Raw genomic sequence first — 21812 nt, 5'->3', positions numbered from 1 at the left:
GTTTACTCCTCGTCCGCCGGCGCCGGTCCGAAGCCGCCGTCGCCCGCGGTCATGCCGCGATCCGGCCGGCCGCGGTCGTTCTGCGCCGCGCCCGCGATCGGCTCCGGCGTGAGGCGCGTCGCGGCGCGCCAGCGCCATACCATCAATACCGACAGAATCCCGACGAGCCCTGCCACGGCGAAGGCGCCGGGGGCTCCCCAAAATTGCGCGAGAGTGCCGGCGACGAGGGCGCCCGCCGGCGTCATTCCCCCCATGACGATCGCGTACACCGACATGACGCGGCCCCGCAGATGGTCGGGCGCCGTCAGCTGCAGGCTCGTGTTGGCCATTGCCGTAAACGTCACCATGCTGCCGCCGGCGATCGCGAGCAGCGCCGCGGCGACCGCGAAGTGCCGCGCGTCGGCGAGCAGGAAACTCGAGACGGACAGCACCGCCGCGCCGCCGAGCAGCAGCGAGGGGCGCGGCCCGAGGTGGCTGATCGACGCGACCCACAGCGCCCCGATGAGCGCGCCGATGCCCTGGGCGGACGTAAGGAAGCCGAATCCCGCCGCCTCCTCGTGGAGCACGTCCTTGGCCAGCACCGGGACGAGAATATTGAAGTTCATCGCGAAGACGCTCATCAACGCGACGAGCACGACCACCTGCAGCGCGGTGGGCGTCTGCCGCACGTACGCGACGCCTTCTTGCAGATGGTCGAGAAGGCCGCCGCTGGTGATGGGCTCGACCGGCCGGACGTTCATCATCAAGAGCGCGATGATCACCGCGATGAAGCTCACGCCGTTCGCCATGAACGCCCAGCCCATGCCGAGGGTGCCGATGGCCACGCCGGCGACCGCGGGCCCGAACAACCGGGCCCCGTTGAAGATGGTCGAGTTCATCGCGACGGCGTTCATCGTGTCCTCGCCCTCGACCATCTCGAACACGAACGCCTGGCGCGTCGGGATGTCGAACGCCGACGTGAAGCCGAGCGCGCAGGCCAGCACCACGACGTGCCAGTACTGGATCGTGCCGGTCAGGACCAGCACGCCCAGGATGAACGCCTGGCCCATCTGGGCGCTCTGGGTGACGACGAGGACGGAGCGTTTGCTGACGCGGTCGGCCAGGACGCCGCCCACCAGCGAGAGGAACAACACGGGCAGCCACTGCAGCGCGCCGACCAGGCCGAGCAGGAACGGCGAGTGGGTGATGTTCAGGACCAGCCACGCCTGCGCGATCCGCTGCATCCACGTGCCGACCAGCGAAATGAACTGGCCGATGAAAAACAGACGGAAGTTGCGGTGGCGCAGGGCGGCGAAGACACGGCGCCGCCCGCCGGGCGGGGGCATCGAGCCGTACCGGGAAGGGATGAACGAACCGCCTCTCACCCTTTTATAATAGCATCGGACGCGAAACCGGTGACCGAGACTGCGAGGCGACGTATGACCGAACCGTTTGAGATCGGCCTGACATTCGACGACGTGCTGCTGGTGCCTCACCGCTCGACGGTGAGCACGCGGCGGCAGGTCAGCACGCGCACGCAGTTGTGCCGCGGCATCGAGCTTGCGATTCCGGTCGTCAGCGCCAGCATGGACACCGTGACCGAGGGGACGATGGCGATCGCGATGGCCCGCGAGGGCGGCATCGGGATCATCCACCGGTTCCTGCCGGTCGAGGAGCACGTGGCCGAGGTACGGCGCGTCAAGCGGGCGGAGAGCGTCGTGATCGACGCGCCGTACACGCTGCCTCCGGACGCCACGGTGGGCCAGGCCGCCGCCTTCATGGACGAGCACGGCTCGGCCGGCATCCTCGTGATCGACCGCGAGCGGCGGGTCCTCGGCATCGTGACCGCGCGCGACGTGCTGTTCGAGGACGGCGCCGCCGGCCGTCCGATCACGACCGTGATGACGCCGCGCGAGCGCCTCATCACGGCGCCCGCCGGCACGCCGGTCGAGGAAGCCAAGCAGATCCTCCACCGCCACCGGATCGAGAAGCTGCCGCTCATCGACCAGGCCGGCCGGCTCGTCGGCCTCATCTCGAGCCGCGACATCCAGAGCCGCCTCCGCTTTCCCCAAGCGACCAAGGACGCGCGGGGCCGCCTTCGCGTCGGCGCCGCGATCGGCGTGCGCGGGGACTACCTGGAGCGGGCGGAGGCGCTGGTGGCCGCGGAGGTCGACACGCTTGTGATCGACATCGCGCACGGACACTCCGATCTCTCGTTTGCGACGATCGAGGCGGTGCGGAAGCGCTGCGGCAACGTGCCGCTGATCGCGGGGAACGTCGCGACCGCCGAGGGCACGCGCGACCTCATCGCCCGCGGCGTGGACGGGGTGAAGGTCGGGGTGGGGCCGGGATCGACCTGCACGACGCGAGTGGTCACCGGCGCGGGCGTGCCGCAGCTGACGGCGATCCTCGAGTGCGCGCAGGCCGCGGCCGGCTCCGGCGTGCCCGTGATCGGCGACGGCGGAATCCGCGGCTCCGGGGATCTCGTGAAGGCGCTCGCCGCGGGCGCCGCGACGGTGATGCTCGGGAACCTGCTCGCCGGCACCGAGGAGAGCCCCGGCGCGAGCGTCAACCGCAACGGCCGCCAGTTCAAGCTGTATCGCGGCATGGCGAGTTTGTGGGCGTCGGCGGAGCGGCGCGACATGCCGCAGGAGGACGACCTGCTCTCGGAGATCGTGCCCGAAGGCGTCGAGGCGCTCGTCCCGTACCGCGGCCGGGTGGCGGGCGTACTCGCGCAGCTGGTGGGCGGGCTGCGGTCAGGAATGAGCTACTGCGGCGCCACCACCGTGGCGGAATTACGGGCCAACGCGCGCTTCATCCGCATGACCGACGCCGGCGTCCGGGAGAGCATGCCCCACGACGTCGACACGCTGACCTAAAGGGTCGAGTAGGGAGTGAGGCACGATCTCACTCCCTACTCCGATTTCGTTTCGTTCCCCCCGAACGCGGCACTTACGGCTGATAGTAGAGGTCCGGCGTGGCAGCCGCCCACCTTCCCCACGTGTCGACGGCGCCGTCGCCGTTGAGCTGTCCCGGCGCCGCATCCTTCGAGAACCGGTAAAGCAAGTGACCGTGGTACGTCATTTGCGGACCGTTCACGTTGTTGATCACCACCACCGGGCTGAGCGCGGGATCAGCCATCGCGACGGCGGGTGCCAGCGCGGGCGGCCACACGGAGGCGCATGTCCCCGTGCACATTGTGGCCGTCGAGTACTCGTTCCGAAGATAGTAGAGCGTCATCCCCTGTGCGTCGGTCAAGATGACCTTCTGCCCGGAGCCTGCCGGTGCGAACGCCACGTTGACCGCAAACGGATACACGCCGGTGGGACCGGGCATGCCCGTCGCGGGCGCGGACGGCGCGGGTGCGGGCGCGGACGGCGCGGGTGCCGCAGGCGCGGACGGCGCCGCGGGCGCGTTATACTGCGCCGACGCGGCCCCCACCGAGATCACCACCGCCAGAAATGTCAAAGTCAGAATCCGTCGTGCCGTGTACCACATGGTTGAGCCTCCTATTGTGATTCCCGCCCAGTGCACTTCTACCCCCGCGAGGTGGTGTTGCCGGCCGGGGGCGGGGAGGGTGACGCGTGTGTAACACGATTGTGACCGGGGTGTTACAGCCGAGGGGAAACCAAGCGACAACGTGGGCGACAACGTGGGCGAAAACGGACGTGGGCACAGAACCGACGGTGCTGCCGATGCGTGAAATCGCGGTGAACGTTTCCGGGCGAAATGTTCGCTATCTCGACGACCCTCTGGCCATCAAGCTGCTGTTCAGCTCAACGCAGCTGGCCTGGCTGTGGGGCATCCTGAGGGTCTGGGTGGGGTATCAGTGGATCGCCGCATCCCTGCACAAAGTCGGCAATCCCGCCTGGGTCCAAAGCGGAATCGCAATTCAAAGGTTCTGGCAAACCGCCGTGATCGTGCCGCACCACGGGCCGCCCCGAGTGCCGTTTGATTGGTACCGTGATTTTCTCATCTGGCTGCTCGGCAGTCACGCGGCGCCGTTCATGGGCCGGGTGATCGCATACGGTGAGTTGACGGTCGGCATCGCCCTGATCGCCGGCGCGGCGGTCGGCGCAGCGGCGCTTGCCGGAACGTTCATGAGTTGGAACTATCTCATGGCGGGATCCGTCAGCCTGAATCCCCTCATGATCATCGGTGAGATCCTGTTGATCATGTCGTGGAAGGTCGCCGGATACTACGGATTCGACCGTCTCATCCTGCTGCGGTGGCCTCGAGAGCCCCGGCTCGACGTTGAAGGGTTTCACGTCCGAACGGACCGGACGGGGTGACAGGATTGTTACCCTTTCCCGACGCGCGCGTGACCCTACACGAGTAGCCTGCCTCCGAGGTGCGTTGGCCGTGCCGATGGTGAGCAAAGGGGTTGAGCAAAGGGAGGGACGGATCATGCGGGTGCTTCGGACGATCGTGGGCGTCTTCGTGGTGGCGGGCATGCTCTTGGCTCCGACACTGCCCCCGGCGCACAGTCAGGCCGCCGAACCGAATCCGGCCAAAGTCGCCGCGCTGAAAATGGCTCTGCGAGACCTCTACATCAACCACATCTTCTGGGTACGGTCGCTCGTAATCGCGACGAGGCTCGGGGAGAAAGGCGCCGTCAGCGAAGCCGACGAATACGGCGAAAAGAACGCCAAGGCCATAGGCCAGTCGATCGCCCCGTTCTACGGCCAGGCCGCCGGCGACAAGTTCGCCACGTTGTTCGTAGGACACTACTCCGCCGTAAAGGCGTACATGCAGGCCGCGTTCGCGAATAACTTCCGAGGCAACGCTGCGGGCAAGAAAGCGGCGGCGGCTCAATTGACGCAGAACGCTTCCGCGATCGCCGCGTTCGTCAGTTCGGCCAACCCGAATTTGCCGAAGGGCACCGTGTACGGTCTACTGCTCACGCACGGGCAGCAGCACATCATGTCGATTGATGCCACGGCGAAAAAGGATTGGAGCGCCGAGGCCGACATGTGGGATCCGATGGTGAAGCACGTCTATACGATTTCGGACGCCCTCGCGGATGGCATCGCGAAGCAATTCCCCGGCAAGTTTTGATACTCGGCCCGCAGTCGACGTCTTCGGGGTCCGCCGCATATTGCGCCGGGCCCCTTTTCTATTGGTTCCGGCGAATGTGCGTGCCCGCCGTCCCGGCGTCGGATACCGTTTTGTGACATGGGCGGGAAAGATGTAGGGGAAGGGCGGAGTTACGAGGTGACCGCTATGCGCATCGCTTCTCCGAGTGTTCCGGAAACACGTGTGTGGCCCGTTGTGGCGGCCGCGGCATTCGCCGTCGTCGTGGCGCTCGTCGTGGGGGGCATCTACCTGCTCGTCCAAATCCACGACATGTCAGAGCATTTATCGCGCCTGACCACACAGCTCAATGCCCTTCAAACGATGAACGAGAAGCTCGACACGCTCACCGCCATGAACACGACCCTCGACGGCATGAACGGCAAACTTACCGAAACCAACCGCAAGCTCGAGATGACGAACACCTTGCTGCGGACGTCTAACGCGAAACTGACGACCGCGCTGGCGGCGGCGGACAGGACGAACCAAGGACTCAACCGGATGCAAGATCTGCTCGGCGGGATGCAGGGCTCGCTCCGCACCATGGAGGCGGACATCGGCCGGATGACGCAAAAGATCGTGCACGCCGCCCTCTTGTTCTGAGCGGCCGGATCGATGAGCGACAGGCGGCAGGTGGTGGTCACGGGGGTCGGCGCGGTGACGCCGATCGGGTCCGGAGGCGGCGGCGCCCTCTACGAGGGCGTCCGCCGCGAGCGCTCGGCCATCACCCGGGTGACCCGATTCGATCCCTCGTCGTTCTCTTCCCAGGTGGCGGGAGAGGTGGTCGATTTCGATCCTGCCGCGTATATCGCACCGCGGCGGCTCCGGCGACTGGACCGATACGCGCAGATGGCGGTCGTATGTGCGCGGCTGGCGATCGACGACGCCGGCCTGCGCCTGGACAAGGAAAACCGCGACGCGATCGGCTGTTTCGTCGGTTCGGCGCTCGGCGGCGTGGCGTTCGCCGAGGAGCAATATGCCGTGTTCCTGACGGAAGGGGCGCGGCACGTCCGGCCGACGCTCGCGCTGTCGGTGTTCTGCGGGGCGGGGTCGTGCAACGTGGCGATCGAGTACGACCTGCGTGGACCGGCCAGCGCCAACTCGGACAGCTGCTCGAGCGGCGCGATCGCGATCGGGCATGCGTTCCGGGTCGTGCGCGACGGGTACGCGGACGTGATGCTTGCGGGCGGGATCGAAGCGCCGCTCGCGCCGCTGACGTTCGGGGCGTTCGATCTGATCCATGCCATGTCGACGCACAACGACGAACCCGACCGCGCGTGCCGGCCGTTCGATCGGACGCGCAATGGGTTCGTCATGGCCGAAGGCGGCGCGTTCCTCGTCCTTGAGAGCCTCGAGCACGCCCGGCGCCGGGAGGCGCCCATCTACGGGACCGTCCCGGGCTTCGGGTTCTCCAACGACGCGTACCATATGACGGCCCCGCTACCTTCGGGGGAGCAGGCGGCGAGAGCGATGCGCCTCGCGCTGGCCGAGGCCGGCATCGCCCCGGAGGAGGTGGACTGCATCAACGCCCACGGCAGCGGCACACCCCTCAACGATGCGACGGAAACGCTGGCGATCAAGCAGGTGCTCGGCGACCACGCGTACCGGATCCCGGTCAGCGCGACGAAGGCGATGCACGGACACTCCCTGGGCGCGGCCGGCGCGATCGAAGCGGCAATTTCTTTCGTCGGTCTCCGGCACGGTTATGTGCCGCCGACCCTAAATCTACGAGAGCCGGACGAGGCGTGCGACCTCGACTACGTCACCGCCCGCGGCCGCGAGATGCCGCTGCGATACGTGCTGAGCAATTCCTTCGGATTCGGCGGTATCAACGCGTCGCTCGTATTCGGCGCACCGTAGCAGCGGGCCGTGCATGGGGCAGGCCCCCGGTTTTTCACCGAGGCGACCATTGGTACACATCCGTTATCGACCGGCGACGAGACCGTGAACGGCAAGGCGGATTCTCGGCGTATGAAGTTCCAAGGAGGGATGTGGCGATGCGAATGGGCCGTACGATCGTCAGCGCGGTGGTGTTCCTGATGGTCTCCGCAGGTGTCGCGTTCGCTCAATATAACTACGGGTCCCCGACAACGCCTCAACCGGCCCCCGCGCCCAGCCAGTCGGTCAAACCGGCGACCGGTTATACGGTGAATGTGGCTATGGCGACGGTTCAGGGTAAGCGGGAGCAGATCTTGACCGATGCCAAGGGTATGGCCCTTTACTATTTCACGCCGGATACGCCCACCAAGGCTGCCTGCACGGGAGGATGCGCGAAGACGTGGCCGCCCCTGTTGAGCAAGGCCATGCCTACCCATGCCGTCGCGCTGTCCGGCAAGTTCGGCGTCGTGAATGACGCCAACGGCCGCCAGGTGAGTTACAACGGTCACCTATTGTACAGGTACTCGGGCGATACGGCGCCGGGTCAGGCTGCCGGCAACGGGCTGTACGGTAAATGGTTCGTGGCGAAACCCGGACTCACGTCAGTTCGGAGTTGGACCGCTCCTTCACCGGAGGGGATGAACTGATGAGACGCTGTCCGCGTTCCGGAATCGCGTTCACATGCTCTCGTGCGCGGACGGGTTGGAAGCATTGCGGCGGAAACTGACCGTCAGCCACCTCATGTTGGCTGTGCTTACGCTGGCCGTCGTGGCGGCGTATCTTGTGCCCGTCTTGGCGCGGTTGCAGACGGATCGGTATCAGCAGAGTGTGCTCAACCAGGCGCGAATGGCGGCGCGAATGCTTGGACGCTACCAGGAGAAAGGTCTGACGGTGGCCCAGCTCGACGAGATCGCCGACTCGTTGACCTGGCGTAAAGAAGAGTACATCGGCGTCAAGGACGCCCGGGGCCGGTCGCCGGAGACCAGCCGCTGGGCCGGCAACGGTCCCGTCCCGCCCGAGGTGACGTCGGCTCTCCTTGGCCGCGGCAGCCCGGTGGACGTCCGGTATGACCCGGTGCTTCACGACGTACGCCTCTACGCCGCGGCGCCCCTCATGTCGCACGGCCGCGTCGCCGGGGTCGTGCAGGTGAGCGTCCCCCGGTCCTGGATGGGCGCCGTGGTGCACCGCGTCTGGGAGGCGCTGGGAAGCGCGCTTCTGCTCGGCCTGGGGGCGGCGTGGTTCTTTGGCGCCTGGCGCGCGCGCGGGTTATCGGCCCCGGTGCAGGCCCTCGCCCGCGCCGCCGATCGGATTTCCCGGGGCGACCTGGACGGCCGTGCCGCCCCAGGCGGCAGCGATGAGATCGGACGCCTGGCGCGCGCCTTCAACACGGTCGCGGAGCAGCTGCAGCGGCAGATCATCGCGCTCACCGACGAGCGGACAAAGATCGAGGCGATTATCAGTTCCATGAGCGACGCGGTCGTCGCGACCGACCGCGCCAGCCGCCTGCTGTTGCTGAATGGGGCGGCGCAGGAGCTGCTCGGACTCGGCCCCGAGGACCTGGGACGCCCGATCGACGAGCTGCTCGGCGGCCACCCCGTCCGGCGGGCGCTGGAGCGCAGCGCGCACCAGGGAGCCGACACGGCGGAAGAATTCACCGTCAAGCACCGCGCCGAGGAGCGCTTGTTCCATCTGAATGCGGCGCCGCTGCGAGCCGGCCCCGGCCGCACCTCGGGGGCGGTGGTGGTGATGCGCGAAGTCACCGAGCTCCGGCGCATGGAGCGGCTGCGCCGCGAACTCACGGCGAACGTTTCTCACGAGCTGCGGACACCGCTCACGTCCATCAAAGGCTTCACCGAAACCCTGCTCGCCGGAGCGTTGGCGGATGAAGCCACGTGCCGGCACTTCCTCACGATCATCGACGCCGAGGCCACACGGTTGATGACGCTGGTGGACGACCTCATGGCGCTGTCGCGGTTCGAGTCGCGTGCCGCCCACATGGACTTGGCGCCGGTCAGGCTGGACTCGCTCGTCGCGGAAGCGGCGGATCGCATGCGGCCGCAGGCGGAGCGGCACCGGATCGTCCTGCGGTCCGCGCCCTCCCCCGCCGTCACCGTCATCGCCGACGCCGACCCTATCCTTCAGGTATTGACCAACTTGATCGACAATGCGATCAAGTTCACGCCCGACGCCGGTTGGGTCGAGGTCGGCCTTCGGACGGATCGTCACGACGCGGTGGTCTCGGTCTCGGACTCCGGGCGCGGCATCCCGGCGGACGATCTGCCGAGGATCTTCGACCGTTTCTACCGCGTCGATCGCTCGCGCAGCCGGGACGCCGGCGGCACGGGTCTTGGTCTCGCCATCGCCAAGCACATTGTGGAGGCTCACGGCGGGCGCATCGCCGTGACCAGCCGGGTCGGCCGGGGCAGTGTGTTTACCTTCACGCTGCCGGTAGCGGCGGCAGAGGCGGGGATCGTGCGCTGAGGGCTTTGTCCTAATTGCCGATGCCCGACAGCTCCTGGATCGTGCGAACGACCGCTGAGAAATCCTCCTCACGTCCCGGGCGCCGGGCCTGCTCCACGGTATCGATCTGCTTGGCCACTGCGGCGGCGGGCATGGCGACCGCGAGCGACTCCGCCAGCCGAAGGATCAAGCCGAAGTCCTTGGACATCATTCGCAGTGCGAAGGCGGTGGGGAACTCGCCGCGTGTAATGTTGTCGAACTTTCCCTTCTGGGCGGCGGATACAACGGACGTCGACCCCAGGACGCCCAGCATGAGCGCCGTATCCAGCCCGGCCTTGCGTCCGAGCGCGACGGCCTCGGCGAGCGCCTGAATCCCCAGGCCGAGGAGCGTGTTGGTCACCAGTTTCATCGTCGCGCCGGCCCCGCTGGCCCCCATGTACTCGTGACGGCCGAGCGTGTCCAAAATCGAGGCGCTCGATGTATACGCCTCTCGGTCGCCGCCGACGAAGATGATCAGCGTTCCTTGCTCCGCCTGGACGGTGCTGCCCGATACAGGCGCATCGATCGCCGCCGCCCCTTTTGAAAGCGCGGCCGTCGAGACGGCGCGCGACGTGTCGGGCAGAACTGTGCTGAGATCGATGAGGGTGCCGCCGCGGCGCACCCCCGCGAGCACCCCGTCCGGCCCGAGGATTACGTCCCGCACGGCCGCGTCGTCGGCCAGCGAGTACAGGATCACATCGGATTCTTCGGCCACCGCTCTCGGCGTCTCGGCACGCGATGCTCCCGCGTCCACGAGCGGCCGCGCTTTGTCCGCGCTCCGATTGTACACCGTTACCCGATGATGGGCGTCGAGCAGTCTGCGGGCCATCCGGGAGCCCATGTATCCCAGCCCCAGGAACCCGATGCGACGTGCCGGCGGCTTCGTCATGCTGTCACGTTCCCTGATAACCTATACCTCGGAATCAGCAGGTCGAAGCGGGCATAGTTGCCCGGCGCCGTCTACTGAACCCGCGATCGAGAGCGTCCGCGATTAGGAGAGGCGGGCGAGCGTCTCTTCGAACACCTCCGCCGCGGTCTCGACCGCGTGCGTGACCTTGTTCCGCTCGCGCAGCAGGCGCGTCGCTAGCGCGTGGCGCTCCATGCTGCCGTCGGGCAGCATCCCGAGCCCCGCGGCGGGCTGCAGCGATGGGATCGGTGCGACCGGCAGCGCGCGGTCGTGGTCGAACGAACCGGTGAGGGTGTAGTTGACCGGAATGAGGGCGCGGCCGGCGCGCATCAGCGCCGTGTTGATCGCCTCCGCCGCGTCGCGCTGGCGGCGCGTACCGCGCGCGTGGCCGAGCGCATCGGTGAGCGCCGCCGCCTTGGCCGCGAGCGGCTCCGCGGCCAAGGCCAGCCGGTCCGCGGCCGCGAGGGCCGGCCCAAGGTCGAACGCGCCGCCCGCGGCGCGTTGAATCTGCCGCAGCGTCTCCTGAAACTCCGCCGCGGTCGCGCGGTAGTCCAGCGGAAGGACCGGCGCCGTGCACCACCGCCACAGCGCCCGGGCGTAGATCTGCGCGTCGCGCGCGAGATTGTCCCGATCGATCTTGTCGATCGTGTCCTCCGTCGTGTGCCACCACCAGCCGAGGCCGCCGGTGGCGGGGCCGCCGCTGAGTGTCGCGAGCGCCGCGCCGGCCGCGGAGTCCCCGGCCGGCTGCTCGGAGACGCCGACGAACAGCGAGGGCAGGCCGACGCCCCAGAATGACTGGTCGCCCATCCGGGTGACGCGCCGCCGATCGAGATCCTGCCCGGCGACAGATCGGACGCAGTCGGCGGCGAGGGGCCACGTCTCCGCCATCGTCAGCCCGCCGTTCAGGACAGTCGCGCCCTTCGCGCCGGAGGAGTCGATGTTGAGGTGGAGGACCGCGCGGCGGTAGAGGTCGTTCCAGTGCGTGTCCGCGTACCAGGTTGAGCCGGAGTAGCGGCCGTGCGAGTGGCCCGACCAGAAGGCGAAGCGGATGCCGCGCCGGAGCCGCCGGCGGCGCCGGCTCATCAGGCGGGCCATCTCGAGCATGACGGCGTTCGCGCTGCCGTTGTCCATGGCGCCGTAGTGCCACGAGTCGATATGGCCGCTGAAGAGGACGTAGCGATCCTCCTGGGCCGTCAGATCGGCGGTGAGGAGCGGCGTCTTTCGCCACCGCGTGTCCACCTCGGCGCGAATGCGCACCCGCAGGCCGCCCTCGCGGGCGCGGGCGCGGAGCACGGCGCCGTCGGACTCGCGAACGGAGATGGCGACGAGGCGGGGCAGCGCGCCGATCGTCTCCGGGGTGGGCGCGCCCCACACGCTGGAGATGATCATCTCGTGCAGGTGCGCGGGGTTGATGAAAATCGCCCCGATGGCCCCGGCGTCCTCGACGGCGCGCGCCTTGGCCGGCATCGCGAGGCCGTCGACGAGGGCGATCTTCCCGCGGAGGCCGGCGCCGGGCCGGCCGGCATCGACCACCTCGCCCTCGATGCCCTCCGGCGGCGTGGAGGCCGCGAACGCGTGCGTGATGCACTCGACCCGGCCGGCCGCGGCGGCTTCGCCGGCGGCCGGCCCGAGCGTCTCCAGCGAGGCCGGGCCGGGCCAGGACACCAGCGCATCGTGCGTTTCCCGCAGCACGTCCAGGCCGAATCCGCGCAGCGTCTCCTCGACGTAGTCGAAGGCCTTCGACTCGTCCTCGCTGCCGGACAGTCTCACCCACTTCGACACACCGCGTGTGAACTGCATCAGTTTGGACGCGGAGACGGCGTCGCAGAGCGCTTTCTCATGGTCGGTCGAGGTGACTGTCGCCATCCTTGGCGCCTCCTTGAAGCGAATCATCCCGTCTAGCGCGGGATGTCCCGCGGCCCTCCGGCCGCCCCCTAGGTGTAGGTTGGCCGATCATCCGTGACACATGACTTGCAGTTTCTCACGGAGCCGCTCGTAGGGGGTCTGCCCCTGAAGGCTGCCGTGTGGCCGTGCGTAGTTGTAAAAGCGTTCCCACTCTTGAAGCAGGTCGTTGAACTCCGCGACGGAGGAAATGACGACGCCGTCGAGCTGCCGGTAGAACTCCTCGTCGTCGATTCGATGGGACCGCTCGGTCTTCCCGTTCAAGTAGGGCCGCCGCGGTCGGATGTAGCGGTGCTGAATGCCCTTATCAAGGACGTGCCAGTGGAACTGCGGGCCAAACTCAGCCCCGTTGTCGGTCTGAATGCATTCGACCTTGAAGGGGAGTTTGGACAGGACGTAGTCGACGAACGCGACCGCCATCTGCTGAGTGTTCGCATCAAAGATCTTCAGGATCCGGATGCGCGTACAGTCGTCGATGGCGGTGTACTGGTAGTACTTCCGGGTGCGGCCGACGACGGGGGCCAGGAATTTGACGTCGATCTGCAGCTGGTGGCCGGGCAGCGGCTTCTCGTAGCGCTTGAAACGCTGTTCCCGGCTCTGGTACCGCATATTGGAGGGGAGCCGGCTCACACCCGCCCGCTTCAGCAGCCGCCAGATGCCGGACTGGCTGATCGTGAGCGCGTGATAGCGCCGCAGGTACATGCAAATCCTGGCCGGCCCGAAATGGTAGTACCGCCGCAGGTAGAGCACCTTTTCGACGACGTCCGCGGGCGTGGCACGCGGAGAGCGGAGTGGCCGCGAGGATCCGTCCCGGAGCCCGGCTTCGCCCAGCTTGCCGTAGCGTCGGTACCAGCGATAGTACGTCTGGCGGCTGATCCCAAAGTACCGACAGGTCTTGGCGACATTGTGAGTAACCTCGTCGACGTGCCGAAACCAGCCCAACCGTCGATGAACGGCGCGGTCATCCGCCATGGGCACCCCCCTCTAGGCTCTGGCGGTGCTACCCCATGTGTCACGGATGTCCTGCAGTTTTAGACCTAGGGGACGGGCCCTCCCTGCGGCGAGAGCCCCGCCGGAGCCGGTGAAGCGCGATCGGCCGTCGGGCCGCGGACGAGCAGCGGTTCGAGCGTGCCGACGATTCCGCGCCGGAAGATCAAGATGACGGCGATGAAGATGAGCCCCGTGACGACGCCCCACGCGTCCGTCCACGTCGACAGGAAGTCCCGCAGATACAGCACGAGCGCCGCGCCCGCCAGCGGGCCGAGGCGGGTTCCGATCCCGCCGAGCAGTACCATCGTGAGAACGAGACCGGACGTGCTCCAGTGTACCGCGTCGAGCGCCACGAAGCCGTGGTTGATGACCCACAGCCCTCCGGCGAAGCCGGAGATCGCACACGAGAGCACCGCGGCGATCAGCTTGTACCGGCCCACCGGGTAGCCGAGCATCTCGGTCCGCACTTCGTTCTCGCGGATCGCGAGCAGCACCCGTCCGAACGGCGACCGGACGATGCGCCAGCACAGCAGCAGGCCGAGCACGGCGAGCGGCAGGGCCGCGTAATAGTAGACCAGCGGCGACGTAAGGGAGAAGCCCCCCGGCGCGACGCGCGGGATGCCCTGGACGCCGTTCTCGCCGCCGGTGAGGCTGCGCCATTCGTTGATGACGTAGAAGACCATCTCCGCGAACGCGAGCGTGATCATCGCGAAGTAGATGCCGCGCCGGCGGATGGCGAGGCCCATCAGCGGCACGGCCATCACCGCGGCGATCAGCCCTGCCGCCAGCGCGTTCAGCGGAAAAGGCACGCCGGCGCGCTGCGCGAGCAGGGCCGCGGCGTAGGCCCCGCCGCCGAAGTAGGCGGCCTGTCCGAACGAAAGCAGCCCCGTATACCCGAGCAGGATGTCAAAGGCCGCGGCAAACAGCCCCCACGTCACGATGTCGGTGGCCAGCACAGGGTACATGATCCACGGCAGCGCGAGCGCGACGGCGGCGAGCGCGGCCCAGCCGAGCGCGCGGCGCATCATGCCGCTTCCGCGGCCCCGAACAGTCCGGCCGGGCGGACCAGCAGGACGACGGTCATGATCACGAAGACCAGCACGTTGGCCGCGGCCGGATAGTAGACCGCGGCGACGGCCGACAGCGCCCCGACGACGAATCCGGTGACCACGGAGCCGAGGATCGAGCCCATGCCGCCGATCACGACGATCGCGAACGTCGTGATGATGAGGTCGGCGCCCATGAGCGGCGAGACCGCCCGCATCGGCGCCGCCAGCACGCCGGCGAGGCCGGCCAGCGCCACGCCGAAGGCAAATACGAGCGGGATCCAGCGATCGACGTCCACGCCGAGCGCCCGGGTCAGCATCGGGTTCTCGGTCGAGGCCCGAATGATCATGCCGGCGCGCGTGCGCTCGATCAGCCACCACGTGCCGAGACAGACCGCGAGCGAGAACACGAGCACGAAGAGGCGGTAGGTAGGGAAGAACATGAAGCCGACGACGACGACGCCCTGCAACTGCGGCGGCGCGGGATACGGCACGCCCTGGATGCCGAACCGCAGACGCATCACGTCCTGGATCAGCAGCGTCAGGCCGAACGTGAGCAGCAGGTTGTAGAGCACGTCGAGATCGTAGAGGCGCCGCAGCAGCGTCCGCTCGAGTCCGTAGCCGACCGCCGCCACCGCGAGCGGGGAGATGAGCAGGGCCCACCAGAACGAGACGCCGAGCGTCGTGCCCAGCAGGAAGGCCCCGAAGGCCCCCAGCATGTACAGCGCCCCGTGCATGAAATTGACGACCCGCAGCATGCCGAAGATCACGGCAAGCCCGAGGCTCAGCAGCGCGTAGAACGCGCCGTTGATCAGGCCGTTGAACAGCTGGATTAGGATGGTTTCCATGCCGGGGACCGGGTGAGGAGAGGGCGGGTCCGGGGAGTCCTAGCCATGCCCGCCCTCTGCCTGCGGGACTTAACGAGGCGCTACGGCGCCATGGTGCAGTGGACCTGGCTCAGCGGCTGGAACGCCTGCCCCGCCGGGATCGTCTGGACAATCTTCACGTAATCCCACGGCTCCTTGACGTCGGCCGGGGCCTTGACCTCCGCGAGGTAGGCGTCGTGCAGCAGCACGTGGTCCTGCTTGCGGATCTGCGCGTGGCGGGCGAAGAAATCGTTGAACCGGTATCCTTCCAGCTGCGCCACGACCTTGTCCGCGTCGTCCGTGCCGGCGCGGCGGACCGCCTCGAGGTACTGCCACGTGCCGTCGTAGTCGCCGGCCTGCACGAACGTCGGCCGGACCTTCGTGCGCGCGTAGAACCGGTCCGCCCACTCGCGGGCCTGCTTGTCCATGTTCCAATACCACGCTGTGGTGAACACCGTGCCCTGGATCGCGGCCGGGGTTAGCGAGTGGATGTCGGTCAGGAACAGCAGGCCGATCGCAAGCTTCACTCCCTGCTGGCGCAGCCCGAACTCGTTGTACTGCTTGACGAGGTTCACCAGGTCCTGGCCCGCCTGCATCGCGCCGAGGATCTGGAGGCGCGGCCGCAGCGTGCGCGCCTTGATCAGGAACGTCGAAAAGTCCTCGGTCGGGTTGGGGAACGGCGTCGGGTCGCTCAGCAGCACCTTGCCGCCGGCGTGGTCCACCGCCGCTGAGAACTTCGCGTTCATATCCTGGCCGAAGGCGTAGTTGGGGTAGACGATGTACCATTGCGTGCCGCCCTGCTTGACGACGGCGATCGCGGTGCCGTTGGCGAGCATGTACACGTCGTACCCGTAGTGGAAGGTGTACTTGTTGCAGTCTTCGTTGGACAACGCCGTCGTCGCCGCGCCGACCGCGAAGAACAGCCGGTGCTTCTGCGCCGCGACGTGCGCGATCGCGATGCCGACCGACGACGTGGGCACGTCGATTACGAGACCGGCGTTGTCGCGGTCGTAGAACTCCGCGGCTTTCGAGGCGCCCACGTCCGGCTTATTCTGGTGGTCCGCCGACAGGACGTCCACCGTCCCACCGAGGCTCGACGCGCCGTACCTCTTTTGAAAGTCTTCGACGGCCATCTTGACGGCCTCGACGCCGTTCTTGCCGCCGAGGTCGGCGTAGACGCCCGACTGGTCGTTGATGACCGCGATCACCATCTTCCCGTGCGTGAGGCGTACCGTGCCCTGGCCGGCCGCCGGGTATCCGGATACGCCCAGGACGAGGAGTGCCGCGCAGAGCAACGCGACCCACCTGATCATTCCGCACCTCCTTCGTTGTCACCCGGACATGCCGTCGGTCGTCCGGGACGCCGTCGTCGCCCGGCGCCGGCCGGCGCCGGGCCTTGCCTGTTCAAACGCCGAGATACGCCAACAGTTCCTGCTCCTGACGGGCGGCCTCCTGGTTGGTCAGCGTGCTGACGGTCCGCCCGTTCACGATGAGGTAGTGCCGGTTCGCCACCATGGTCGCGAACCGGAGGTTCTGCTCGACGAGGAGCACGGTCAGCCCGTGCGCCTTGATGTCGCCGAGGATCTCGCCGACGCGGCGCACGACCATCGGCGCGAGGCCTTCGGTCGGTTCATCCATCAACAGGAGACGCGCGCCCATGCGCAGCACGCGCGCCACGGCGAGGACCTGCTGCTCCCCGCCGGAGAGCTTGCTCCCGGGCGTCCCCGCGCGTTCCCGCAAGATCGGGAACGCCTCGAAAATCCGGTCGAGGCTCCACGCCTGGTCGCCGACGACGGGCGGGAGCCGCAGGTGTTCGAGCACCGTGAGGCGGCTGTAGATCCCCCGGTCGTCCTGAACCCAGCCGACGCCGAGCCGCGCGATCTGCTGCGGGGCGAGGCGGGTGATGTCGCGGCCGTCGACCGTGATCCGGCCCTGCTTTGCGCGATGCAGGCCCATGATGCACCGCAGGGCCGTGGTCTTGCCCATGCCGTTGCGTCCGACGAGCGTCACGATCTCGCCCGCGGGCACTTCGAGATCCACGCCGTGGAGCACGTGGCTTTCTCCGTACCAGGCGTGGAGACCCTCGACGCGCAGCATCTACGCCGCGCCCCCCAGGTACGCTTCGATTACGGCGGGGTTGCTCCGAAGGGATTCGTATGTGCCTTCCGCGAGCACCCGGCCGCGCTGCAGCACCGTGATCTGCTGGGACAACTGGGCGACGACGCCCATGTTGTGCTCGACGAGGACGATCGTGCGGCCCTGCGCCACCCGCCGCACGACGTCGACGATCCGCACCGCGTCGTCGACGCTCAGCCCCGCCGTCGGCTCGTCGAGCAGCAGCAGGGTCGGCTCGAGCGCGATCGCGAGGCCGATCTCGAGCACGCGCTTGTGACCGTACGGCAGCGTCGCGGCCTCCCGGCCCGCCAGGTCGCCGAGGCCGATCGCGGCGAGGATCTCGTGCGCCCGGCCGTCAAACCGGCGCAGCGACCGATCCGAGCGCCACCACACGTACCCGAGCGGCGTGCGGGCCTGCAGCGCGAGCTCCACGTTGGCCAGCACCGTGAGGTGCGGGAAGACGCTCGTGATCTGGAACGATCGGGCGATCCCGCGCCGGGCGAGCTCGTGGGCGGACAGCCCCGTAATCTCGCGCCCGTCGAATTCGATCCGGCCGGCCGTCGGCCGCAGCAGGCCGCTCAGCAGGTTGAACAGGGTCGTCTTGCCGGCGCCGTTCGGGCCGATGATCGCATGCAGCGCGCCGGCTTCCACGCGCAGATCGACGCCGTCCAGAGCGCGAAAGCCCCGAAATTCCATCGTGAGGCCGTGCGTTTCGAGAATCGCCATGGCCGCGAGGTGCGAAGCACCGACCAATTGGCAGGGCCGCGCCGCAAACCCTTCAAACGGCCCGCGGGCGGCCGGGCGCGGGGCGGGACCCCGACCCTAGTGGTTCGTCTGGATCTCGGCGGCGATCTCGGCGACGATGACCTGCAGCGCCGCCGCCACGGGCACCGCCAGCAGCCCGCCGATGATGCCGAGCAGCTTGATGCCGACGAGCAGCGCGATAATCGTGAACAGCGGCGACAGGCCGACCGCGCGGGACATGATCCGGGGAACGAGCCAGTGCGGTTCGACGTTCATGATGACGACGTAGAAGGCGATCGTGGCGAAGAGCCTCCACGCCGGCTGGGACAGGCCAACCAGCACCGCCACGGTCGCGCCGATCCACAGGCCGACCATCGGCACGAGCTCGCCGAGCCCCGCGATAATGCCGAGCAGGAACGGGTAGGGCAGGCCGATCGCGAGCAGGGCGATCGACACCGTCACCGCGATCGTGAACGACAGCAGAAACTGGCCGCGGAACCAGCCGCCGAACTTCGTGCCGATCCGCTCGAGCACCAGCGCCCCGCGCGGCCGCTCGGCGGGGGGCAGTATGGAGAGAAAGGCGTGCTTGATGATCGCGTGCTCGAGCAGCATGTAGAAAGTGAAGACGAGGAAGGTGATCGTCGAGGTGAGCCCGCCGAGGAACGAGAACGCCACGGACGCCGCGCTGGCGCCGTACCGGCCGAGGCCGGTCATCTGCTGAGGCAGCCGGCTGATCTGGCCCGAGAAGTCCGGCAGCCATGGGTACCGCGCCTCGAGATCCAAGAGCCAGGCCTGGATCGCGCTCAATTCCTGCGGCAGATGCTGCACAAATACGCGTCCCTCGGCCGCCGCCGGCACGAGGATCGCAGAGAGGATGATGCCGATGGCCACGAAGAGGCCCAGGTATAGGATGAAGATCGCGATGCCGCGGGAGAACCTGGCACCGCGCGGCAGCGGCCACCGCTCGATCCATTCGACAAGCGGCGCAAACCCCGATGCGAGGATCGCCGACACCAGCAGCAGGATGAGAATCTCGGTCGTCTGGCGGACGACCCAGATGATCATCCACGCGATGCCTAGGAGGACCAGCACCGTCACGACCCGGCCGATGAAGGCGCGCTGGGTCACGAGCCCCGTGGGTTAGAGCCGGCCGACGAACAGGGCCTGCGCGGCGAGACCGGCGAGGCCCACGGCCAGGATGATCGCGGAGAGCACGGCAAGCTGCCGCGTGTCGTTGCGATCGAGGCCGGCCATTCTGGCCGTCGGGATGTGGAAGACGAGGCTGCTCATCGACGCGAGCACGACGCCGTAGCCGGCGACCTGCGGGGCGAGCGAGCCCTTCGCCGCCAGGATGCCGGCCGCCGCCGACGTCGAGGCGCTGCTCACGAGACCGCCCAGGATCGAGACTAGAAGAAACCCCGGCTGGCCGAGCCAGCGGTACATGAGCTGTCCGGCGAGGGTGATCGCGACGAACACGACGCCGAAGGTGAGCGCGTGGCGCAGCGAGATCGGCGACTGCATCTGCAGCGGCGCGGTTTCGGCGTCGGCGACGTTGACGCGTGCCGCGAGGACCGCGCTGGCCGCCAGCATGACGCCCACGGAGACCCAGCCGTAGGAGAGCGCCCGCGCGTCGAAGACGCCGAGGATGAAGCCGTTGCGCAGCAGCATCGCGGTGTCCGCGGTCAGCATGCCGAGGAGGCAGTACATCGAGAGCCGTCCCGGATCGCGCCGCGCGCGGCTCGCCAGTTCCGCGACCGTGGCCGTGCTGTTGACGAGCCCGCCGAGGAGCCCGGTCCAGCGAATGCCGCGCGTGCCGTACAGCCGGAGGAGCACGTAGTTCGTGAAGGCGATCGCGGAGATGACGAGCACGACCGTCCAGGCCGCGCGCAGGTCGATGATGTGCCACGGGTCCACCGGGCCGACCGGCAGCAACGGGTAGACGACGATGGCGATGACGCCGAGCAGCAGCGCGCCGCGGATCTCGTCGATCGTGACTTCGCCCGCGAAGCGCACCATCTCCGCCTTCCACGCGAGCAGCATCGTGACGACCACGCCGCACGCCGCGGCCAGCAGCAAGAGGCCCTGCCCGACCAGCACGCCGAGCAGCGCGGTGGCCAGCACGGCGACCGACGTCGTCATCTCGAGCGACCGGTCGCGTGCGAACGAGCGCCAGTTCATCAGGGTGAGGAGCGGAATCACCGCGGCCATCAGGATGTAGGCGGTGGTCGGGGAGATAGTCCACGCGAGCGTGAACGACAGGGCGATCAAGGCGAAGGTCCGGACGCCGATGTCCTTGTGCGCCCATTCGCGCTCCATCCCGATCATTCCGCCGATGAGAAGCGAGACCGCTGCGCGCTCGATGAGGGGCAGGTACTCGAGGCCTTGTCCCGGGGCCGGCGGCTGCATCGGCTAAACGCGGACCGCCACGTGCCGGCCCGCGGCCATGCCGGAGAGCGCCGCGGTGACGAGGAGGACCGCGGCCGCCGAGGCGTAGGGCAGGGCAATGCCGAGGTGGTAGATCCAGCCGCCCCAGGCCGGTCCGAGGACGCGGCCGAGGCTGTCGAACGAATCCATGATGCCGATCGAGAGGCCCTGTCCCGCGGTCGTGCGCTTCGAGATGAGGGACGCGATGCTCGGGCGCATGAGCGAGTGCCCGGCCCCGGCGATCGCGGCGTAGAGGGCCAGCTCGGCGATCGTATGTGTTTGGGTGATCAGCACGTAGCCGGCCGCCGCGAGGATGAGTCCGCCGACGGTGAGCCGTTCTTCGCCCACCCGGTTGATGAGGCGGCCCACCAGTCCTCCGAGGATGGCCGCCTGAACGAGCCCGACGACGACGAACACGACCCCGATCGCCCCCGCGCCGCCCCGGCTCGTCAGGTGCAGCCGGTCCTGCGCGAACAGCGCGTAGGTGGCTTCGAGCGCGGCGAGCGCGAACGCGCCGGTAAGCGTGACGAGGAAGAAGTATGCGAGCGGACCTCCGAGCGCGAGGCGAAACGCGGCCGCGCGCGACGGGCGCTCGGCGGACGAGTCGTGCCGGATCGGCTCGGGCAGCGCCCCCCAGCTCAGCGCGAGAGTCACGAGCGCGAGCGCCGCGCCCACGAAGAACGGCAGCGAGAGGTTGAGGCGCCCGAGCACGCCGCCGATGCCCGGGCCGATCGTAAACCCGAGGCCCATCGCCGCGCCCATCATGCCCATGCCCCCGCCGCGGCGCTCTTCCGACGTCGTGTCGCCGATATACGCCATCGCGGTCGGCAGCGTGGCCGCGCTCAGCACGCCGCCGAGGAGCCGGGCAAAGAACAGCTGCCAGACGTGGTGGGCGAGGCCGAAGAGCACGAAGGACACCGCGTACCCAAGAAGGCCGACGGAGAACACCGGCTTCCGTCCGACGCGGTCGCTCGCCACGCCCCACAGCGGCGCAAAGATAAACTGCATTGCCGCGTAGCTCGTGGCCAGCAGGCCGATCTCGAGGGGCGTGGCGCCGACGCCGCGCGCGTAGAACTGCAGCACGGGCAGCACAATGCCAAACCCCATCATCACGATGAAGATGGCAAGGAAGAGGACGAGCAGACCGCGGCGGCCGATGCCTTCACGCACCCGCCCATTATATACCGAATTGGAACAGCCGGTTCACGCGTCCGTCCCGGTGGATCTGAATAGAGGGGTACCGTGTTATGTACAGGTTCAGATAGATCCGAAAGACCCTCGTTGAAGGGTGTCGCGACGGACTCGGCGCTATCAACCGCTGGGCCATGGCTATACTGGCCCCATGCAGATTCACCAGAGCCTGGTGCGCGGCACCCGACGGATCCGCGT

20 protein-coding genes are annotated in these 21812 nt (G+C 68.1%); 7 read left to right on the top strand and 13 right to left on the bottom strand.

Features of this window, described 5'->3' with window-relative positions:
* Positions 1 to 2: 2 nt before the first annotated feature.
* Positions 3 to 1325, bottom strand: coding sequence for an MFS transporter (locus VKT83_01825; GenBank protein ID HLY21180.1), 1323 nt, complete (start codon positions 1323 to 1325; stop codon positions 3 to 5).
* 93 nt (positions 1326 to 1418) lie between these two features.
* On the opposite strand from VKT83_01825, the gene guaB reads away from it, so the two are divergent.
* Positions 1419 to 2858: an IMP dehydrogenase gene (gene guaB / locus VKT83_01820; protein ID HLY21179.1), complete on the top strand. Its 1440-nt coding sequence runs from the start codon at positions 1419 to 1421 to the stop codon at positions 2856 to 2858.
* Between the two features lie 73 nt (positions 2859 to 2931).
* Here the strand turns inward: guaB and VKT83_01815 are convergent, their stop codons facing one another.
* A complete protein-coding gene (locus VKT83_01815) occupies positions 2932 to 3477 on the bottom strand; it encodes a hypothetical protein (protein HLY21178.1) in 546 nt (181 codons plus the stop codon).
* A gap of 170 nt (positions 3478 to 3647) precedes the next feature.
* Here VKT83_01815 and VKT83_01810 point away from each other — a divergent pair, with 170 nt between their 5' ends.
* The 6 genes from VKT83_01810 to VKT83_01785 all read left to right on the top strand — a co-directional run bounded on the left by VKT83_01810 (position 3648) and on the right by VKT83_01785 (position 9411).
* A complete protein-coding gene (locus VKT83_01810; GenBank protein HLY21177.1) occupies positions 3648 to 4271 on the top strand; it encodes a DoxX family protein in 624 nt (207 codons plus the stop codon).
* A 115-nt stretch (positions 4272 to 4386) separates the two neighbouring features.
* Positions 4387 to 5037, top strand: a complete 651-nt coding sequence (locus tag VKT83_01805) for a hypothetical protein (protein HLY21176.1) — start codon at positions 4387 to 4389, stop codon at positions 5035 to 5037.
* Between the two features lie 156 nt (positions 5038 to 5193).
* Positions 5194 to 5655 (top strand): hypothetical protein, encoded by a 462-nt coding sequence (locus tag VKT83_01800; GenBank protein HLY21175.1) that lies wholly within the window; start codon positions 5194 to 5196, stop codon positions 5653 to 5655.
* 12 nt (positions 5656 to 5667) lie between these two features.
* Complete coding sequence (gene fabF, locus VKT83_01795) at positions 5668 to 6912, top strand: beta-ketoacyl-ACP synthase II (GenBank protein HLY21174.1); 1245 nt, start codon at positions 5668 to 5670, stop codon at positions 6910 to 6912.
* Between the two features lie 143 nt (positions 6913 to 7055).
* A complete protein-coding gene (locus VKT83_01790) occupies positions 7056 to 7577 on the top strand; it encodes a hypothetical protein (protein HLY21173.1) in 522 nt (173 codons plus the stop codon).
* A 34-nt stretch (positions 7578 to 7611) separates the two neighbouring features.
* Positions 7612 to 9411 (top strand): ATP-binding protein, encoded by a 1800-nt coding sequence (locus tag VKT83_01785; protein HLY21172.1) that lies wholly within the window; start codon positions 7612 to 7614, stop codon positions 9409 to 9411.
* Positions 9412 to 9421: 10 nt separating this feature from the next.
* Here the strand turns inward: VKT83_01785 and VKT83_01780 are convergent, their stop codons facing one another.
* From VKT83_01780 to VKT83_01730, 11 genes are all read right to left on the bottom strand, one after another.
* Entirely contained in the window at positions 9422 to 10318 is an 897-nt protein-coding gene (locus VKT83_01780; GenBank protein HLY21171.1) for an NAD(P)-dependent oxidoreductase, read from the bottom strand.
* A 102-nt stretch (positions 10319 to 10420) separates the two neighbouring features.
* Complete coding sequence (locus VKT83_01775; protein HLY21170.1) at positions 10421 to 12202, bottom strand: M28 family metallopeptidase; 1782 nt, start codon at positions 12200 to 12202, stop codon at positions 10421 to 10423.
* 87 nt (positions 12203 to 12289) lie between these two features.
* Positions 12290 to 13210, bottom strand: coding sequence for an IS481 family transposase (locus tag VKT83_01770; protein ID HLY21169.1), 921 nt, complete (start codon positions 13208 to 13210; stop codon positions 12290 to 12292).
* A 65-nt stretch (positions 13211 to 13275) separates the two neighbouring features.
* Positions 13276 to 14256: a branched-chain amino acid ABC transporter permease gene (locus VKT83_01765; GenBank protein ID HLY21168.1), complete on the bottom strand. Its 981-nt coding sequence runs from the start codon at positions 14254 to 14256 to the stop codon at positions 13276 to 13278.
* Positions 14253 to 15122 carry a branched-chain amino acid ABC transporter permease gene (locus tag VKT83_01760; protein ID HLY21167.1) on the bottom strand — a complete coding sequence of 290 codons (870 nt, stop codon included), beginning with the start codon at positions 15120 to 15122 and terminating at the stop codon, positions 14253 to 14255. Before VKT83_01760 ends, VKT83_01765 begins: the two co-directional genes overlap by 4 nt.
* A gap of 80 nt (positions 15123 to 15202) precedes the next feature.
* Positions 15203 to 16453, bottom strand: a complete 1251-nt coding sequence (locus VKT83_01755) for an ABC transporter substrate-binding protein (protein HLY21166.1) — start codon at positions 16451 to 16453, stop codon at positions 15203 to 15205.
* A 91-nt stretch (positions 16454 to 16544) separates the two neighbouring features.
* A complete protein-coding gene (locus VKT83_01750) occupies positions 16545 to 17237 on the bottom strand; it encodes an ABC transporter ATP-binding protein (GenBank protein ID HLY21165.1) in 693 nt (230 codons plus the stop codon).
* A complete protein-coding gene (locus VKT83_01745; GenBank protein HLY21164.1) occupies positions 17238 to 17981 on the bottom strand; it encodes an ABC transporter ATP-binding protein in 744 nt (247 codons plus the stop codon). It lies immediately after the preceding gene.
* Positions 17982 to 18077: 96 nt separating this feature from the next.
* Positions 18078 to 19127 carry an AI-2E family transporter gene (locus VKT83_01740; protein ID HLY21163.1) on the bottom strand — a complete coding sequence of 350 codons (1050 nt, stop codon included), beginning with the start codon at positions 19125 to 19127 and terminating at the stop codon, positions 18078 to 18080.
* A 12-nt stretch (positions 19128 to 19139) separates the two neighbouring features.
* Entirely contained in the window at positions 19140 to 20405 is a 1266-nt protein-coding gene (locus tag VKT83_01735) for an MgtC/SapB family protein (GenBank protein HLY21162.1), read from the bottom strand.
* Positions 20406 to 20408: 3 nt separating this feature from the next.
* A complete protein-coding gene (locus VKT83_01730) occupies positions 20409 to 21593 on the bottom strand; it encodes an MFS transporter (GenBank protein ID HLY21161.1) in 1185 nt (394 codons plus the stop codon).
* Between the last annotated feature and the right edge of the window lie 219 nt (positions 21594 to 21812).

It is taken from the genome of bacterium (assembly GCA_035308905.1).
Classification (GTDB): Bacteria; Sysuimicrobiota; Sysuimicrobiia; order Sysuimicrobiales; family Segetimicrobiaceae; genus DASSJF01.
The sequence above is the reverse complement of the archived record's forward strand: the minus strand, read 5'-3'. Positions and strand labels throughout refer to the sequence as shown.

Coding starts and splice junctions, on each gene's coding strand:
- VKT83_01785 (HLY21172.1), top strand. CDS start 7,612: ATGCTCTCGTGCGCGGACGGGTTGGAAGCATTGCGGCGGAAACTGACC.
- VKT83_01825 (HLY21180.1), bottom strand. CDS start 1,325: ATGCCCCCGCCCGGCGGGCGGCGCCGTGTCTTCGCCGCCCTGCGCCAC.
- VKT83_01745 (HLY21164.1), bottom strand. CDS start 17,981: ATGGCGATTCTCGAAACGCACGGCCTCACGATGGAATTTCGGGGCTTT.
- VKT83_01770 (HLY21169.1), bottom strand. CDS start 13,210: ATGGCGGATGACCGCGCCGTTCATCGACGGTTGGGCTGGTTTCGGCAC.
- VKT83_01750 (HLY21165.1), bottom strand. CDS start 17,237: ATGCTGCGCGTCGAGGGTCTCCACGCCTGGTACGGAGAAAGCCACGTG.
- VKT83_01790 (HLY21173.1), top strand. CDS start 7,056: ATGGGCCGTACGATCGTCAGCGCGGTGGTGTTCCTGATGGTCTCCGCA.
- VKT83_01765 (HLY21168.1), bottom strand. CDS start 14,256: ATGATGCGCCGCGCGCTCGGCTGGGCCGCGCTCGCCGCCGTCGCGCTC.
- VKT83_01755 (HLY21166.1), bottom strand. CDS start 16,453: ATGATCAGGTGGGTCGCGTTGCTCTGCGCGGCACTCCTCGTCCTGGGC.
- VKT83_01735 (HLY21162.1), bottom strand. CDS start 20,405: ATGCAGCCGCCGGCCCCGGGACAAGGCCTCGAGTACCTGCCCCTCATC.
- VKT83_01805 (HLY21176.1), top strand. CDS start 4,387: ATGCGGGTGCTTCGGACGATCGTGGGCGTCTTCGTGGTGGCGGGCATG.
- guaB (HLY21179.1), top strand. CDS start 1,419: ATGACCGAACCGTTTGAGATCGGCCTGACATTCGACGACGTGCTGCTG.
- VKT83_01815 (HLY21178.1), bottom strand. CDS start 3,477: ATGTGGTACACGGCACGACGGATTCTGACTTTGACATTTCTGGCGGTG.
- VKT83_01775 (HLY21170.1), bottom strand. CDS start 12,202: ATGGCGACAGTCACCTCGACCGACCATGAGAAAGCGCTCTGCGACGCC.
- fabF (HLY21174.1), top strand. CDS start 5,668: ATGAGCGACAGGCGGCAGGTGGTGGTCACGGGGGTCGGCGCGGTGACG.
- VKT83_01760 (HLY21167.1), bottom strand. CDS start 15,122: ATGGAAACCATCCTAATCCAGCTGTTCAACGGCCTGATCAACGGCGCG.
- VKT83_01780 (HLY21171.1), bottom strand. CDS start 10,318: ATGACGAAGCCGCCGGCACGTCGCATCGGGTTCCTGGGGCTGGGATAC.